The 13624-nt window shown below is 72.2% G+C and carries 15 protein-coding genes and 1 tRNA gene; 8 read left to right on the top strand and 8 right to left on the bottom strand.

Going from position 1 to position 13624, the window contains the following annotated elements:
• Positions 1-12 precede the first annotated feature (12 nt).
• Positions 13-612, top strand: a complete 600-nt coding sequence (locus J3S20_RS01455; RefSeq protein ID WP_216833930.1) for a GNAT family N-acetyltransferase — start codon at positions 13-15, stop codon at positions 610-612.
• A 64-nt stretch (positions 613-676) separates the two neighbouring features.
• Positions 677-758: transfer RNA gene (locus tag J3S20_RS01450), tRNA-Leu, on the top strand.
• 104 nt (positions 759-862) lie between these two features.
• On the opposite strand, the gene J3S20_RS01445 is transcribed toward J3S20_RS01450, so the two are convergent.
• The 5 genes from J3S20_RS01445 to J3S20_RS01425 all read right to left on the bottom strand — a co-directional run bounded on the left by J3S20_RS01445 (position 863) and on the right by J3S20_RS01425 (position 5166).
• A complete protein-coding gene (locus tag J3S20_RS01445; RefSeq protein ID WP_216833928.1) occupies positions 863-1780 on the bottom strand; it encodes an SAM-dependent methyltransferase in 918 nt (305 codons plus the stop codon).
• Positions 1777-2139, bottom strand: coding sequence for a DUF423 domain-containing protein (locus tag J3S20_RS01440; protein WP_216833927.1), 363 nt, complete (start codon positions 2137-2139; stop codon positions 1777-1779). The genes J3S20_RS01445 and J3S20_RS01440 overlap by 4 nt, the downstream gene beginning before the upstream one ends.
• A gap of 9 nt (positions 2140-2148) precedes the next feature.
• Positions 2149-2829 (bottom strand): endonuclease V, encoded by a 681-nt coding sequence (locus J3S20_RS01435; RefSeq protein ID WP_216833926.1) that lies wholly within the window; start codon positions 2827-2829, stop codon positions 2149-2151.
• Positions 2830-2998: 169 nt separating this feature from the next.
• Positions 2999-4180 carry a hypothetical protein gene (locus J3S20_RS01430; protein WP_216833924.1) on the bottom strand — a complete coding sequence of 394 codons (1182 nt, stop codon included), beginning with the start codon at positions 4178-4180 and terminating at the stop codon, positions 2999-3001.
• 35 nt (positions 4181-4215) lie between these two features.
• Positions 4216-5166: a metal ABC transporter solute-binding protein, Zn/Mn family gene (locus tag J3S20_RS01425; RefSeq protein ID WP_216833922.1), complete on the bottom strand. Its 951-nt coding sequence runs from the start codon at positions 5164-5166 to the stop codon at positions 4216-4218.
• 173 nt (positions 5167-5339) lie between these two features.
• On the opposite strand from J3S20_RS01425, the gene J3S20_RS01420 reads away from it, so the two are divergent.
• Positions 5340-5804: a hypothetical protein gene (locus J3S20_RS01420; RefSeq protein ID WP_216833921.1), complete on the top strand. Its 465-nt coding sequence runs from the start codon at positions 5340-5342 to the stop codon at positions 5802-5804.
• Between the two features lie 10 nt (positions 5805-5814).
• Here the strand turns inward: J3S20_RS01420 and J3S20_RS01415 are convergent, their stop codons facing one another.
• Entirely contained in the window at positions 5815-6567 is a 753-nt protein-coding gene (locus J3S20_RS01415) for a hypothetical protein (RefSeq protein ID WP_216833919.1), read from the bottom strand.
• Between the two features lie 117 nt (positions 6568-6684).
• Between J3S20_RS01415 and pip the strand changes: the two genes are divergently transcribed.
• Positions 6685-7635, top strand: a complete 951-nt coding sequence (gene pip, locus J3S20_RS01410; RefSeq protein ID WP_216833917.1) for a prolyl aminopeptidase — start codon at positions 6685-6687, stop codon at positions 7633-7635.
• Here pip and J3S20_RS01405 read toward each other — a convergent pair.
• Positions 7601-8275, bottom strand: a complete 675-nt coding sequence (locus J3S20_RS01405; protein WP_216833915.1) for an HAD-IA family hydrolase — start codon at positions 8273-8275, stop codon at positions 7601-7603. The genes pip and J3S20_RS01405 overlap by 35 nt on opposite strands.
• Positions 8272-9948, bottom strand: coding sequence for a glycosyltransferase (locus J3S20_RS01400; protein WP_216833913.1), 1677 nt, complete (start codon positions 9946-9948; stop codon positions 8272-8274). Before J3S20_RS01400 ends, J3S20_RS01405 begins: the two co-directional genes overlap by 4 nt.
• A 119-nt stretch (positions 9949-10067) precedes the next feature.
• Here J3S20_RS01400 and zapE point away from each other — a divergent pair, with 119 nt between their 5' ends.
• From zapE to mdh, 4 genes are all read left to right on the top strand, one after another.
• A complete protein-coding gene (zapE, locus tag J3S20_RS01395) occupies positions 10068-11225 on the top strand; it encodes a cell division protein ZapE (RefSeq protein ID WP_216833911.1) in 1158 nt (385 codons plus the stop codon).
• Between the two features lie 127 nt (positions 11226-11352).
• Positions 11353-11931, top strand: a complete 579-nt coding sequence (locus J3S20_RS01390; protein WP_216833909.1) for a hypothetical protein — start codon at positions 11353-11355, stop codon at positions 11929-11931.
• Positions 11932-12166: 235 nt separating this feature from the next.
• On the top strand, positions 12167-12493 hold the full coding sequence (locus tag J3S20_RS01385; protein WP_216833907.1) for a hypothetical protein: 327 nt from the start codon (positions 12167-12169) through the stop codon (positions 12491-12493).
• A 168-nt stretch (positions 12494-12661) separates the two neighbouring features.
• A complete protein-coding gene (gene mdh / locus J3S20_RS01380; protein WP_216833906.1) occupies positions 12662-13615 on the top strand; it encodes a malate dehydrogenase in 954 nt (317 codons plus the stop codon).
• The last annotated feature ends 9 nt before the right edge of the window (positions 13616-13624 follow it).

Genomic DNA, 13624 nt, shown 5'->3' with positions numbered 1-13624 from the left:
CAGACTCGATGCATGAACGCATCAGGCGAAGTCTTTCGTGAGATTTACACGCAAAGGCTGTGCTTGCGTCTGCCGCACCCCGAAGATGCGCTTGCCCTTTCGGAGATGATGGGGCCCGAAATCAGTGCGCGCCTGGCCTCCTGGCCGGTTCGGCTGGCGCCCGAGGCCGCTGCCGCCAAGCTTGGGGAGGCGCGGGCCGCCGCCATGGCGGGGCTGGCCCTGCCCCTGATCATCACCCTGCGGAACAGCGGCGACGTGGCGGGCTGGATCAGCGCCTCCCGCGCCGAGGCCGATCGGAACCGCGCCGTGATGTCCTATTGGCTGGGCGATCGCTTCCATGGCGCGGGGCTGATGCGAGAGGCTGCGCCGGCGGCATTGGCCGGTGCCTTCCGTCATCTCGGCGTCAACGAGGCGCGGGCGGCGGTGCAGACGGACAACCTGGCTTCCCGCGCCGTGCTGCGCGGGCTGGGCATGCGGCCGCTCGGCATCGGCCATATCTGGTGCGCCGCGCGGGGGCGGGAGGAGCAATGCGAATGGTGGAGCGTGCTGCGCCCGCTGGAGGCAGAGCTGGCCCTGCCGGAACACGCCATCGCGGACCATCCCCCCGCCTGACGGTCTGAACCCGCCTCGGCCGCCCCTGGCGAGGCCGGCTGCGCGCCGGCATAGTGGCGGGCAGGCGGGCGTGCCGGAACGGTAGACGGAAGGGTCTTAAAAACCCTCGGCCTTGTGCCATGCGGGTTCGATCCCCGCCGCCCGCATAAATGCGATGCCCTCAACCGCCGGGCGCGGCCTCCGGCCGCTTGGCTCGCCGGACGTCCGGCGGCGGCCGCTCGGCGCGCCAGCGCGCCGCGATGCTGGGCCCTCAGACGCCGGACGCCAGCCGCGCGAAAGTCAGCTCGTGCTTGTTGTGCGCGCCGTGGAACAGCACCGCGCCGGGGATGGCGGCAAAAGCCTCGGCCGTCGCGTGGTCGGTCTCGCCCTGGAATTTCAGGGTACAGACGAAATTGCGCGCCGCATCCGCCGCGATCCAGCGCTGCACCAGGGCCAGCAGCCGCGACGGGTAGCAGATCACGTCGCTGAACAGCCAATCCACCCTGGGCTCCGTCCGGGGATCCAGGCCGAAGGCGCTTTCGGCGCGCATGGTCACGCCCGGCATCGCCGCCACCGCGGGGTCCAGCGGCGCCTTGTCCACCGCCACCACGGTCGCCCCCAGCTTGGCCAGCACCCAGGTCCAGCCGCCCGGCGCGGCGCCGAGATCGAGGCAGGTCTCGCCGGGGCCAGGATGGCGGCCGAGGCGGGTCAGCGCCTCCCACAATTTCAGATAGGCGCGGGAAGGGGGGCCTTCGCGATCCTCGAGGAAGGCGACCTCGCCATTCACGAAAGGGCTGGTCTTGGTCGGGCTGGCCAGCAGCCGGTCCGGCGCCAGCAGCGTCCAGGCGCCGAGATGGCCGGTGGGCGCCGGTTCCGGAAAGGCCAGCGGCCGCGCCTTCACCGGCGGCAGCTTTTCGGTGATCAGCGCGCTGCGGCGGTGATGCGCGGCGGCATAGCCGGCCCAGTTGCGCTGGATGGCGCGCAGCGCATCGGCGGCCTGCTTCACCGAGGGCACGGGGATCTCCTGCGGCGCGGTCCAGACCTCCAGCGCCCAGGCGGCGGGGCCGGGTGGGTCGGGCGAGAGGGCCAGGCGCCCGTGCCAGGCGGAAACGCGGCGGCCGGCGCGGGACAGTTCCTCGGCCAGGTCGTGTTCGAACCCCTCGGCGGCGAGATAGGCGCTGGCGATCATCGCTCGGGGGCGAGCGCGGCGCCGGCGGCCAGCAGGCCCCAGCCCACCAGCAGCAGCATGCCGCCCGCCGGCGTGACCGGGCCGAGCGAGGTCTCGGTCAGCACCCGCACATAGACGCCGCCGGCAAAACCCAGCGTGCCGAGCAGGAAGCAGCCGGCCGCCAGATGCACCAGCGGCCCGCGCCGGCGCTCCGCCAGCAGCCCGCAGCCCAGCAGCGCCAGCGCGTGCCAGGCCTGCAGGGATGCGCCGGTATTGGCGAGGCTGGCGGTCTCGGGGGGCAGGCCATGGCTCGCATAGGCGGCCATGCCCACCGCCACCAGCCCCGACAGGGCGCCCAAGACCATCCACAAGCGTGCCATGCCCCGCATCTACCCCGCGGCCGGGCGGGCCGCCAGCCGGACGCGCGTCGCGGCCTCATGCGCCAGCCGCGTCGGCTCCGGCAGCCGCCGCCCGCGGCCCAGCGCGCGCACCCAGGCGAGCGCCGTGCGCAGCGAGATGCGGTGGCCGATCGAGACATAGATCGGGTTGGCGCCGCGCCGGGTGCGCATCGCCGCGCCGATCACCTGGTCCTTCCAGACCAGCGGCGCCTCCGCCCCCGCCGTGTCGGCAAGGGCGCCTTCCACGCTGCCGACCAGCAGGGATTTCGCGACGCCGATGGTCGGCACATCCAGCGTGACGCCGAGCAGGCAGGCGACGCCGAGACCGCGCGGATGCGCCAGGCCGTGGCCATCCACCAGGATCAGGTCCGGGCGTGCGGGGAGTCTTGCGAAGGCCTCGGCGAGGGGCGGGACTTCCCGGAAACCGAGCAGGCCGGGGATATAGGGCAGGCCGCCGGCGCGGGTGGCGCCGGCCTCACCGAGCGGCGTGAGGGTCTCGGCATCGAGGGCGACCATGGCGGCGTGGACGGTGCGGGTGGGGTCGAAGCGCAGCGTGCTGGCATCGGCGCCGGCGACCACGCGGATGGGGGGGAGCGCGTCCTGGGTGATGACGCGGGCGGCGAGCTCGGGCTGGAGAAGGCGAGCCGCGGCGGCGGTAGTGGGGAAGTCCATGCGGGGCAGGGTGGCAGGGGGCGGGGGGCAGCGCAGCCCCCACCCCGACCCTCCCCCGCTTCGCAGGGGAGGGAGAAGCAAACCCTCCCCTGCGGAGCGGGGGAGGGAGGGGCCCGCGGAGCGGGAGGGTGGGGGCTGTGCCCTCCAGAACCCTGGCAGCTCTACCCCCTCAAAACCCCCGCCACCCCAGCCGCAGCAGCAGCGCGTGGCTGGTCCCCAGCCCGCCCGTCTCCTCCCGCGCATAGCGCGCATACTGGTAGCCGGCATCGATGCTGAAATTGTACGGCAGGTCGGTGCCGATGGAGGCCTCCACGTAATTCTCCGTCGGCAGCGCCTCGACGCTGCGCTTCCGCTGGTCGCGCTGCCAGGCCAGCGTCCCGCGCCACTCCCCGATGCGGTGCTGGACGCCCAGCGTGGTGAAGGTGCGGCGCTCGCGGATGCTGGTGTCCAGCATGGTCTCGATCTCCTCGCCCGTATCGGGGTCGAGGCCGAGCAGCGTGATCTCGGTGCGCGGGCGGGCGGCGGCGTTGCGGAACTGCACGCCCTCGGCGAAGAACAGCGTGCGCTGGGTGGCGGACCAGCGCTGCTCGTAGCGCAGGCCGATGGTGTAGCCCCATTCGCGCGCCGTGCCGTCATCCCCGGCGCCGCGGGTCAGCAGGCCCACGTGGTAGGACAGGCCGGGGGCGAAGGCGAAGCCGTCGCCATCCAGCGCCAGCACGGCATTGTCGAACTGCCCGGTATTGCCCGGCCCGCCCTGGGCGCGGGTGTTGCGGTTGAAGCGCTCGTAGCGCTCGTCGCAGCAGGACCGGCGGGTCAGCAGGGTGGAGGAGAGGAAGGTCCGGTCCAGCGTGAAGACCGCCGCCGAGATGTCGTGCTCGCCCCAGGTCAGGTCGGAATACAGGGTGTGGGTCGCGGCGACGCCCAGGCTGTCCGTGATGGCGTTCACCTCATGCGCGCGGATGCGCGTGAGGATGCCCGGGAAGTCGTGGTGGCCGCGGCCGAAGGGCGCGACGAAGCGGCCGGCCTGCAGGGTGGTGTCCGCATCCGGCTTCCATTCCAGGAACAGCGCTTCCAGGAAGGCGGATTGCCGGCGGAAGAAGGTGGTGCCGCCATCCGGCGTGCCGCCCAGGGCATCGCCCTCCCCGATCGGCTCGAAGGCCAGCACGCCCTGCAGCGAGAAGTTCGGCGTCAGGTGCAGGCCCGCGGCCAGTTCGCCATAAAGATAGGTGCTGGTGCCGCGGCGGGCGGCGTCGGAAGCGCTGGTGGTGCCGACGGTGTAGAGGCCGAGATCGACCTCCGTCGCCAGATGCGGGCGGAAGCCGCTGGCCGTATCCTGGGCGGCGGCGGCCATGGGCAAAAACGCAGCGAGCGCGGCGAGCAACGGCCTCATGCGGCACCGCGCATGGCCGGGACCAGCAGGCCGAGATTGTGCCGGAACATCGCCTCATAGCTCGGCGCGGGGCCGGCGGGCTCGGACAGGGCGTCGGCATAGAGCCGGCCCTGCACGGTCACGCCGGCCTCGCGCGCCAGGCGCTCCAGCGTGGACGGATTGGCCATGTTCTCCAGGAAGACGGCCGAAATGCCCTCCGCGCGGATCTGGCGGATCAGCCGCGCCACATCCGCCGCGCTGGGCTCGGCCTCGGTCGAGATGCCCTGGGGCGCCAGGAAGGTCACGCCATAGGCGGCGCCGAAATAGCCGAAGGCGTCGTGGCTGGTGACCACCTTGCGGCGGGCCTCCGGCACCTTGGCGATCTCGGCCCGCACCCAGGCGTCCAGCGCCTCCAGCCGCGCGACATAGGCGGCCGCGCCGGCCTCGATGGCCGCGGCCTGCGCCGGCACGGCGGCGGCCAGTGCGGTGGCGATGCCGCGGGCATAGCGGATGCCGAAGCGCAGGTCCTGCCAGGCATGCGGGTCCGGCACCTGGCGCGGGCCCACCGAATGGCTGTGGCGGCGGCCGGCGCCGCCATGGTCGTGGTTGTGCGCGTGGCCGTCCATCTGCCGCGGTGTGATGCCATCCGTCGCCGTGGCCACCGCGCCGCGATAGCCGGCGGCGCGCAGCATGCGGTCCATCCAGCCATCGAAGCCAAGCCCGTTGCGCACCACCAGCGCCGCCTCGCGCAGTGCCTGGGCGTCGGAGGGGCGGGGCGCGAAGCTGTGCGCATCCACATTCGGCCCGGCGATGGTGCGCAGCCGCACCCGGTCGCCGGCGATCTGCGCCACCATGTCGCCGAGGATGGAGAAGGAGGCGACGACCAGCGGCTGCGTGGCCGGCGCCTGCGCCCGGGCGGGGACCGCCAGCAGGAGGGCTGGCAGGGAGAGAAGGCTGCGCCGGAACATGGCGAGTCTGATCCTTCGAATGTTATAACATAACTATATCCAGCCGATTTCCGCAGGGCAAGTCGCCCGCCGGTGGCCTTAGGCTGCACCTATTGCGCCATGAGGCCCTGCCGACTGGCATCCGCGACCGGCCTCGCGGTATCGCTTGGCCAAATTCCGGGGGAGTCCAGGCGATGGCGAGGATCACCGAGGCGAGGCGCACGGCGGGCGGCGGTTGGATCCGCGCCGGCCGGTTCGCGCCGGTCCCCTTCGCACCGGTCCTGATCGCAGGCCTGGCGCTGCCGGCGGCGGCGCAAAGCTTCCCCCCGGGCCAGCAGGACCCCAGCCTGCCGCGCTATCAGATCTGCGTCGAGAATCGCGGCCGCTTCTTCGCCTCCTTCACGCTGGAGGCCTTGGCCACGCCGGGCGCGCCGGCCCCGCAGGGCTGGCAGAGGCTGCAGGGCGGACCGGGCAGCCTGCCGCTTGGCCAGTCCGCCTGCTGGACCTTCATTGCCCCGCATACCAGTGCCGTCCGGCTGCGCGCCCGGGCTTCCAGCAATATGCAGGAGAATATGAGCTGCGAGTTGACGCTGCAGCCGGCCCGTCCGGCGCGGCTCTATATCCAGACGGGCACCTTCCGGATGGCCTGCACGGAATAAGTCGCGCGCCTCAGCCCCGCCCGAGCCAGCGACGCAGTCGCGCCCAGAGGCCCTCGCCCCGCGCCTCGATCCGCTGATGCGTCACATGCGGCCGGCGGGAGGGCGGGGGCAGGGCGGAGGCCACGGTATGCCGCCCGGCATCCTGCGCCTGGATCAGCCGCCGCTCCAGCGCCACCACCTGGGCCACCGCCTCCGGCGGTTCGCGCAGCGCCAGCGCCTCCGCCGTCGCGCTGGCATCGCCCCAGGCCTCTGCCCGGCGCAGCGCGTCGATCACGCGCACGGTCTGCTCGGCATCCAGCATCGGGCCGCTGCGCCACAGCGCTACGGCATCCAGCCGCCAGGCGCGGGCGAGCTCCGGCCGGCCGAGGTCGTCCGCCACCCAGGCGGCGTGCAGCGTGGCCTCGGCGGCCGCATGCAGCGCGCCGGTCTCCTCCAGCACCAGGCCCCAGGCCAGGAAGCGGCGCGCCAGCGGCGGCGTGCCGGTCTCGGCCAGCAGGGCCCGGAACGGCGCGGCGCGCACGGCTTCCGCCGCCGCCGGATGGGCGCGGGTGATATCGGGGGCGGCATAGCCGCAGCCCGGGCATTGCTGCAGCCAGCGCGCCATGGTGGAGCGCACCGGCTCCCCCGGCCGCAGATCGAGATCCGGCGCCTGTTCGGGCGGTGCCGGGCGGAAAGCGGGGTGCCGGCTTTCGGTTCCGCAGACCCCGCAGCGCAGGGCGCCGGCGGTGGCGGAACGGGAGCCGGCCGAGGGGGTCTCGGCCATCCACCCAAACTAGGGATGATCGCGCCCGGGGCGAAGGGTGCCTTTGCGGGATTTCGCGTGCCGCCGCGCAACAAGCCTTATGGACTCCGGGCGGCCTGCCCCCGTAAAGGGGCAATCATGCCCCGCGGCGACCTCTATCCCGATATCGCCCCCTATGAGACCGGCCTGCTGCCGCTTTCGGCCGGGCACGTCATGTATTGGGAGCAGGTCGGCAATCCGCGCGGCCAGCCCGCGCTGTTCCTGCATGGCGGGCCGGGCGCCGGCGCCGGCGCCATCCATCGCCGCTTCTTCGACCCCAACCACTGGCGCGTGGTGATCTTCGACCAGCGCGGCGCCGGAAGGTCCCGCCCGCTCGGCGACCTGCGGGAGAATACGACCCCGCATCTGGTGGCGGATATCGAGGTGCTGCGCCGCTTCCTCAATATCGAGAAATGGCTGCTCTTCGGCGGGTCCTGGGGCAGCACCCTGGCGCTGGCCTATGCCCAGGCGCATCCGGAGCGGGTGACGGGCTGCGTGCTGCGCGGCGTCTTTCTCGGCCGGAAGGCGGAGGTCGACTGGTTCCTCTATGGCCTGCGCCGCGTCTTCCCGGATGCCTGGGCGGCCTTCGCCGAGCACGTGGCGCCGGAGGAGCGCGGCGACCTGCTGAGCGCCTATCTGAAGCGCCTCTGCGACCCGGACCCGGTGGTGCACGGCCCGGCGGCACGCGCCTGGAGCCTGTATGAGGGTTCCTGTTCCACCCTGTTGCCGAGCCCGGAGACGGTGGCGAGCTTCGCCCAGGACCGCACCGCGCTCGGCCTCGCGCGGATCGAGGCGCATTACTTCCGCCACGACCTGTTCCTGCCGCCCGAGGGGCTGCTGGGGAACATGGAGAAAATCGCCCATATCCCGGCGGAGATCGTGCAGGGCCGCTACGACATGGTCTGTCCCTGCGACACCGCCTTCGAACTCGCCGCCGCCTGGGCGCGGGCGCGGCTGACGGTGATCCCGGATGCCGGGCATTCGGCGCTGGAGCCGGGGGTGCGGACGGCGCTGGTCAGCGCGGTGGAGCGGTTCCGGCGACGGGGTTAAAGCCAGGGGGGGTGAGGTGGCGCGCCACTTCATGCAGCCCCGCCACATGGCGCACGCCCTCCGGCAGCCAGGGCGCCGGGCCTTCCGGCAGCAGCGCCAGCACCTGCATGCCCGCGGCCAGCGCCGCCTGCACGCCGGGTTCTGAATCCTCCACCACCAGGCAGCGTGCCGGGGCCGCGCCCATCGTCGCCGCGGCATGCACGAACAGGCCGGGATCGGGCTTCCAGGACCCCACCTCATAGGCGCTGAAGATGCGGCCCACAAAGTGCGGCAGCAGGCCGGTGACGGTCAGGTTCAGCTCGGTCTTGGCGCGCGGCGCGTTGGAGGCGACGCAGAAGGGCAGGGACAGCGCCCGCACCAGCGCCGTGGCGCCGGCGATCTCGCGCAGGCCCTGGCGCAGCGCCAGCGCGGTGCGGTCGCGCAGCCGCGGCTCGAAATCCGGCGCCAGCGGCCGGCCGAGCCGCGTCGAGACCGCCGCCATGCAGCTGGCCAGGCGGGCGCCGCGGAAGGCGTGCAGCACCTCCGCCTCGGTCATCGCCAGGCCTTCCTCGGCCAGCGCCTCGGCCAGCACCGCGGCGCCGATCGTCTCGCTGTCCACCAGCGTGCCGTCGCAATCGAAGATGATGGCCTCGATCGTCACCCTTCCTCCTCGAGCCGCAGCACGTCGATCTTCAGCAGCCAGCCCAGCGCGCGGAACACCGCCCAGGCCTGGCCCGGCGGCAGGCCCGCCACCAGCGTGCCCGCCGTGGCCGGGCCGGCATCCAGCGGGGCGAGGGCGGCCTGGAACAGCTCGGCCGCGGGCAGCAATTCGCGCCGCGCCGCGCCGCCGCTGAGGCCGGCCATCGCCGTGATGCGCGCCACCGCCGCCTGCGCATCGGCCAGGCCGGGCGCCAGGCGCAGCCGCGTCTCCGGTGTCAGGCGGCGGGTCGGGTAGTCGGCGAACAGCGCGGAGGGATCGGGCCGGCGCGGCACCGGATCCTCCCCGCGCAGCCGCGCCGCGCGCTCGCCCCTTCCATCGGCGCGCAGCCTGGCCAGCTCGGCCCAGAGTTCCTGGTACTGGCCGATCACCTTCTGCCAGTCGTAATGCGCCACCGCGCGGGCGCGGGCGGCGGCGGACATGCGGGCGCGCAGCGCGGCATCGCCGATCAGCGCGGCGAAGGCGGCCTCCGCCGCGCCGACATCGACGGCGGTGAATTGCGCGACGCCGCCGATGAATTCGTCATAGCTGTCGAGGCCGATATCGTGCCGCGCCGCCAGGTCGCCCATCGGCCCGGCCAGCAGCGTGGGCACGCGGAAGCCGGTGACGCCGTGCGCCACCGTATCCTTCAGACCGTCCCAGTCCGTGCCAACCACCGGCAGGCCGGCGGCCAGCGCCTCCACCGGCGCCAGGCCGTAGCTCTCCTGGATATTGTCGGACAGCAGGGTGAAGAGATCCGCCGCGCTGCGCAGCTTGGTATCGGTCTCGGGCCGCTCCACCAGCCGGATCTCGAGGTCCGGCGCCAGCGCCTTGGCCATGGCGGAAAAGGCGCGGCGCTGCACCGTATCGGCGAACCAGCCGGACAGGATCAGCACCACCTTCGCCCCCGCCGGCGCCGCGGCGGCCGCGCGGGCGATTCCCAGAAACATCGGCAGGGGATGCGCCTTGGCGTGGAAGGACAGGCGGCCATGGTGCAGCACCGCGATGTCCTGCGGCCTTATGCCCAGCCGTGCGCGCCATTCCGCCCGCGCCGCCGGATCGGGCGCCAGCGCCGTGGCATCGACGCCAAGCGGGATGATCGGCAGGGCCGGGCCCTCGATCCGCGTGGCGCCGGTGCGGCGGGCGAGCCAGGCGCCCTCCGCCTGCCACAGCCGCCGCACCGCCGCCTGCACGGCGGAGGAGGTGCAGACCAGCGCATCCCAGGGCTGCACCGGCGCGACCAGCATCTCCGCCATCGAGTCCATGGCGGCGGCGGAGGCGATGGTGTGGGTGATGCCAACCAGGGAGAAGGCCTGGGCCGCTCCGCCGCGCCGGCGCCGCCAGGCGAAGCTGGACAGGTCCGGCCCCGGCAGCATCAGGCAGCCGGTTTCCGCCAGCCGGTGGAAGTCCGCATCGCCCAGCGTCTCCGCCGGCACTGTGGCGCCGAGGTCCTTGAGCTGCGCACGGAAGGCGGCGGCATCGTCGGCGCTGCGGGTCAGCGCCACCAGCCGGTCGAAGCCCGCATGCCGCACCAGCCCCCCGAGGAAGCCGGCGCCTGCCGCATGCCGCCCCATCAGCCTGGGCCGGGAGGTGTCATAGCCATCAGGCGCATAAAGCAGGGCAGCGGCAGCCTTCATTCCGGCACCTTGCCCCAATTGCCGAAAATAGATGAGGGGGACGGGGAGAATTCCTTCTCCCCGTCCTTGCTGTCCGCCCGAGATTGCCGCGCCCGCAACATCGCGGTATCGCGCGCCGCATGAATGATCGCCCGTCCCCCGGGGGTCCGCTCGTGACCTACCGTGCCCGCCTCGCGGAAGGCGTATTGGCCGCCGACCCGGCCCAGGCGCGAGCGGTGGAGGTGCTGCAGGATCTCTGGCGCCGCACCCGGGGCTACGACCCGCATCCGGAGGAGCCGGAGAAGGGCGGCTTCTTCGCCCGCTTCACCCGCCGCAAGCCGGTGGCCGCCGAGGAAGCCCCCGCGGGCACGCCGATGGGCCTGTACCTGGTGGGCGAGGTCGGCCGCGGCAAATCCATGCTGATGGACCTGTTCTTCGAAACGGCGGAGGTGACCCGCAAGCGGCGCATCCACTTCCACCAATTCATGCAGGACGCGCACCGGCGCATCCATGCCTGGAAGAAGCAGCACGGCGATACGGCGGACCCGATCCCGCCGCTGGCCGATGCCATCACGTCGGAGGCCGCGCTGCTCTGCTTCGACGAATTCCAGGTGCATGACATCGCCGATGCGATGATCCTCGGCCGGCTGTTCCAGGCGCTGTTCGCCCGCGGCACGGTGGTGGTCGCCACCTCCAACACCGCGCCGGCGGATCTGTTCAAGGGCCGCCCCGGCCGCGATGCCTTCCTGCCCTTCATCGGCCTGATCTCCCGCCGGCTGGAGGTGCTGACGCTGGAGGCGGCGCGGGATTATCGCCGCGACCGGATCCGGGCGCTGCCCACCTGGCATGTGCCGGCGGATGAGCGGGCGACGCGGGCGCTGGATGCGGCCTTCGAGGAGTTGACCGGCCAGCGGCACGGCAAGCCCATGCGCCTGACCCTGCTCGGCCGGTCGCTGGAAGTGCCGCAGGCGGTGGAGGGGGTGGCGCGCTTCGATTTCGAGTCGCTCTGCGGCCGGCCGCTGGGCCCGGCCGACTACCTGGCGATCGCGACGCATTTCCACACACTGATCCTGGACGGCATCCCGCGTCTCAATCCGGAGAATTTCGACCGCGCCCGGCGCTTCATCACGCTGGTCGATACGCTCTACGAACATCGCGTGAAGCTGCTGGCCAGCGCGGAGGCGATCCCCGATCGGCTGCATGAAGAAGGCCATAATGCTGCCATGTTCGCGCGTACTGCGAGCCGGCTGAACGAGATGCAAAGCCAGGATTGGCTTGGACTTCAGCACCTCACGTAACATCCTGAAATGCGCGTTGACAGGTCACGGGGCCGTCAGTCTAGTAGGCCTCGGGGAACCCTTGGGGGTTCGGGGGAACCACGCCGGGCCATCAGGCCGGTGTGGTGAATTGGGGGACTTTCTTCGCATGCGGCTAATCCTGCTCGCCCTGTTGTCCGTGCTCGTCCTTGCACCCCAGTCGGCTGATGCCGCTAGGCGGGATGAACGAAGCGGCACATCGGTCAGCAGAACGAATCTCGCCGCCAGCCCGGCCAGCCGGGCCTCCACCCGCGCCACGCCGCGGGCCGCCAGCCGCGCCACCCCGGCCACGGCCAGCCGCAGCACGCCGCGCAGCGCCAGCCGTGCCACGCCGCGCAGCGCCGCACGCACCGCCGCCCGCAGCAGCACCCGCAGCGCGGCCCGCAGCACGCCGCGTACCGCCGCCCGGGCGACCGCCCGCGCCAGCAGCCGCAGTGCCGCACGCAGCAGCACGCGCCAGGCGGCGGCGTCCCGCCAGCAGGTCGTGCGCCGCGGCGATGTGCGCACCCAGCGCGGTGGCGTGGTGGTGCGCGGTGCGGCCGCGGCCACCATCTCTCGCCGCAGCAGCATCGCCGGCTGGCAGGCCGGCCTGCCGGCCGTGACCATGTCGCAGCGCGATTGCCCGGTGGGCACCTTCGCCACCCTCGCCCGCGGGCATGACGACATCGTCCGCTGCATGCCGCTCTGACAGCGCCGCAGCTTCCGGAATAGACCAAGCGAAGGGGGCGCCATCCGGCGCCCTTTTCTTTGTCCGGTTGCGAATTGTCCGGACGAATGCCTTTCCCCCGCGCCGCCGCCGGCACGAGACTGCGCGGCGGAGGAAGGCCAGGACTGAGCCAGGCCGGGGTGGGCGCCGAAGGTGGCGAGCGCCCCCAGCGACGCGCTTCGATAATCCCGGCGATGCCGCCCGGGTGGTGCAGGCGGTGCAGGCAGGCGGGGTGGCGCTGATCCCGATGGATGTCGGCTATGCCGGCATCGGCAGCTGCCAGGACGCGCTGATGCGCTTCTTCCACGCCAAGGGGCGCGGCGCGCACAAGCGCAATGCCATGCTCGGCAACCTCGACCTGCATGACGAGCTGCACCTGCTGGATGACGACTTCCGCAGCATGGAGGTGGTCCGCATCGGATCCTGCTACGAGGTCATCGCCGATGTGCTGCAGCGCAATTTCGGGGTGGAGCTGCCGGCCGATCCGGGGCTGGAGGCGCTGCCCTCCGGCCATCCGCGGGAGGCCCAGCGGCGCTACGCCTGAAGCGGCGCCGGATCCGGTCCGGACTCGGTCTGGACCCAGTTCGGCTTAGGCGCCGCAAGCCACCGCCTTGCCCGGCTTGCGGGGCGGGAGTAGGAAGCCCCGCAGGGCGCGACCTTCGGGGCGCGGCCCCTAAATCCCTGCGAACTCCACCCAGGCAAGGACCGCTGCATGGCCCGCAAGAAGATCGCGCTCATTGGCGCCGGCAACATCGGCGGCACGCTCGCCCATCTGATCGGCCTGAAGGAACTGGGCGACGTCGTCATGTTCGACGTCTTCCCGGGCGTCGCCGCCGGCAAGGCGCTGGACATCATGCAGTCCGGCCCGGTCGATGGTTTTGACAGCGCCATGTCCGGCACCGGCGACTACAGCGCCATCGAGGGTGCGGACGTCGTCATCGTCACCGCCGGCTTCCCCCGCATGCCCGGCATGAGCCGTGACGACCTGCTGACCAAGAATGCCGGCGTCATCGGCCAGGTGGCCGAGGGCATCAAGCAGTACGCCCCGAACGCCTTCGTCATCTGCATCACCAACCCGCTCGATGTCATGGTCTGGGTGCTGCAGCAGCGCTCCGGCCTGCCGGCGGAGAAGGTGGTGGGCATGGCCGGCGTGCTGGACTCCAGCCGTTTTCGGCTGTTCCTGGCCCAGGAGTTCGGTGTCAGCGTTGAGGACGTGACCGCCTTCGTCCTCGGCGGCCATGGCGATACCATGGTGCCGCTGACGCGCTATTCGACTGTCGCCGGCGTCCCCGTGCCCGACCTGATCAAGATGGGCTGGACCACGCAGGAGAAGATCGACGCCATCGTCGCCCGCACGGCGAACGGCGGTGGTGAAATCGTAAAACTGCTGGAGAAGGGCTCGGCCTTCTATGCGCCGGCGGCCTCCGCCATCGCCATGGCGGAAAGCTACCTGCTGGACAAGAAGCGCGTGCTGCCCTGCGCCGTGCTGCTGAACGGCGAATATGGCCAGAACGACTTCTATGTGGGCGTGCCCGTGGTGATCGGCGCCGGCGGCGTCGAGAAGATCATGGAGGTGCAGTTCACGGCCGAGGAGAAGGCCGCCTTCGACAAGTCCTGCGACGCGGTGAAGAAGCTGATCGCGGACTTCAAGGCGCTCGGCGTCTGACACCGCCCG

It is taken from the genome of Falsiroseomonas tokyonensis, assembly GCF_019024325.1.
Lineage (GTDB): Bacteria > Pseudomonadota > Alphaproteobacteria > Acetobacterales > Acetobacteraceae > Falsiroseomonas > Falsiroseomonas tokyonensis.
Note: the sequence above shows the minus strand (reverse complement) of the source record. Positions and strands in the feature narration are given on the sequence as shown.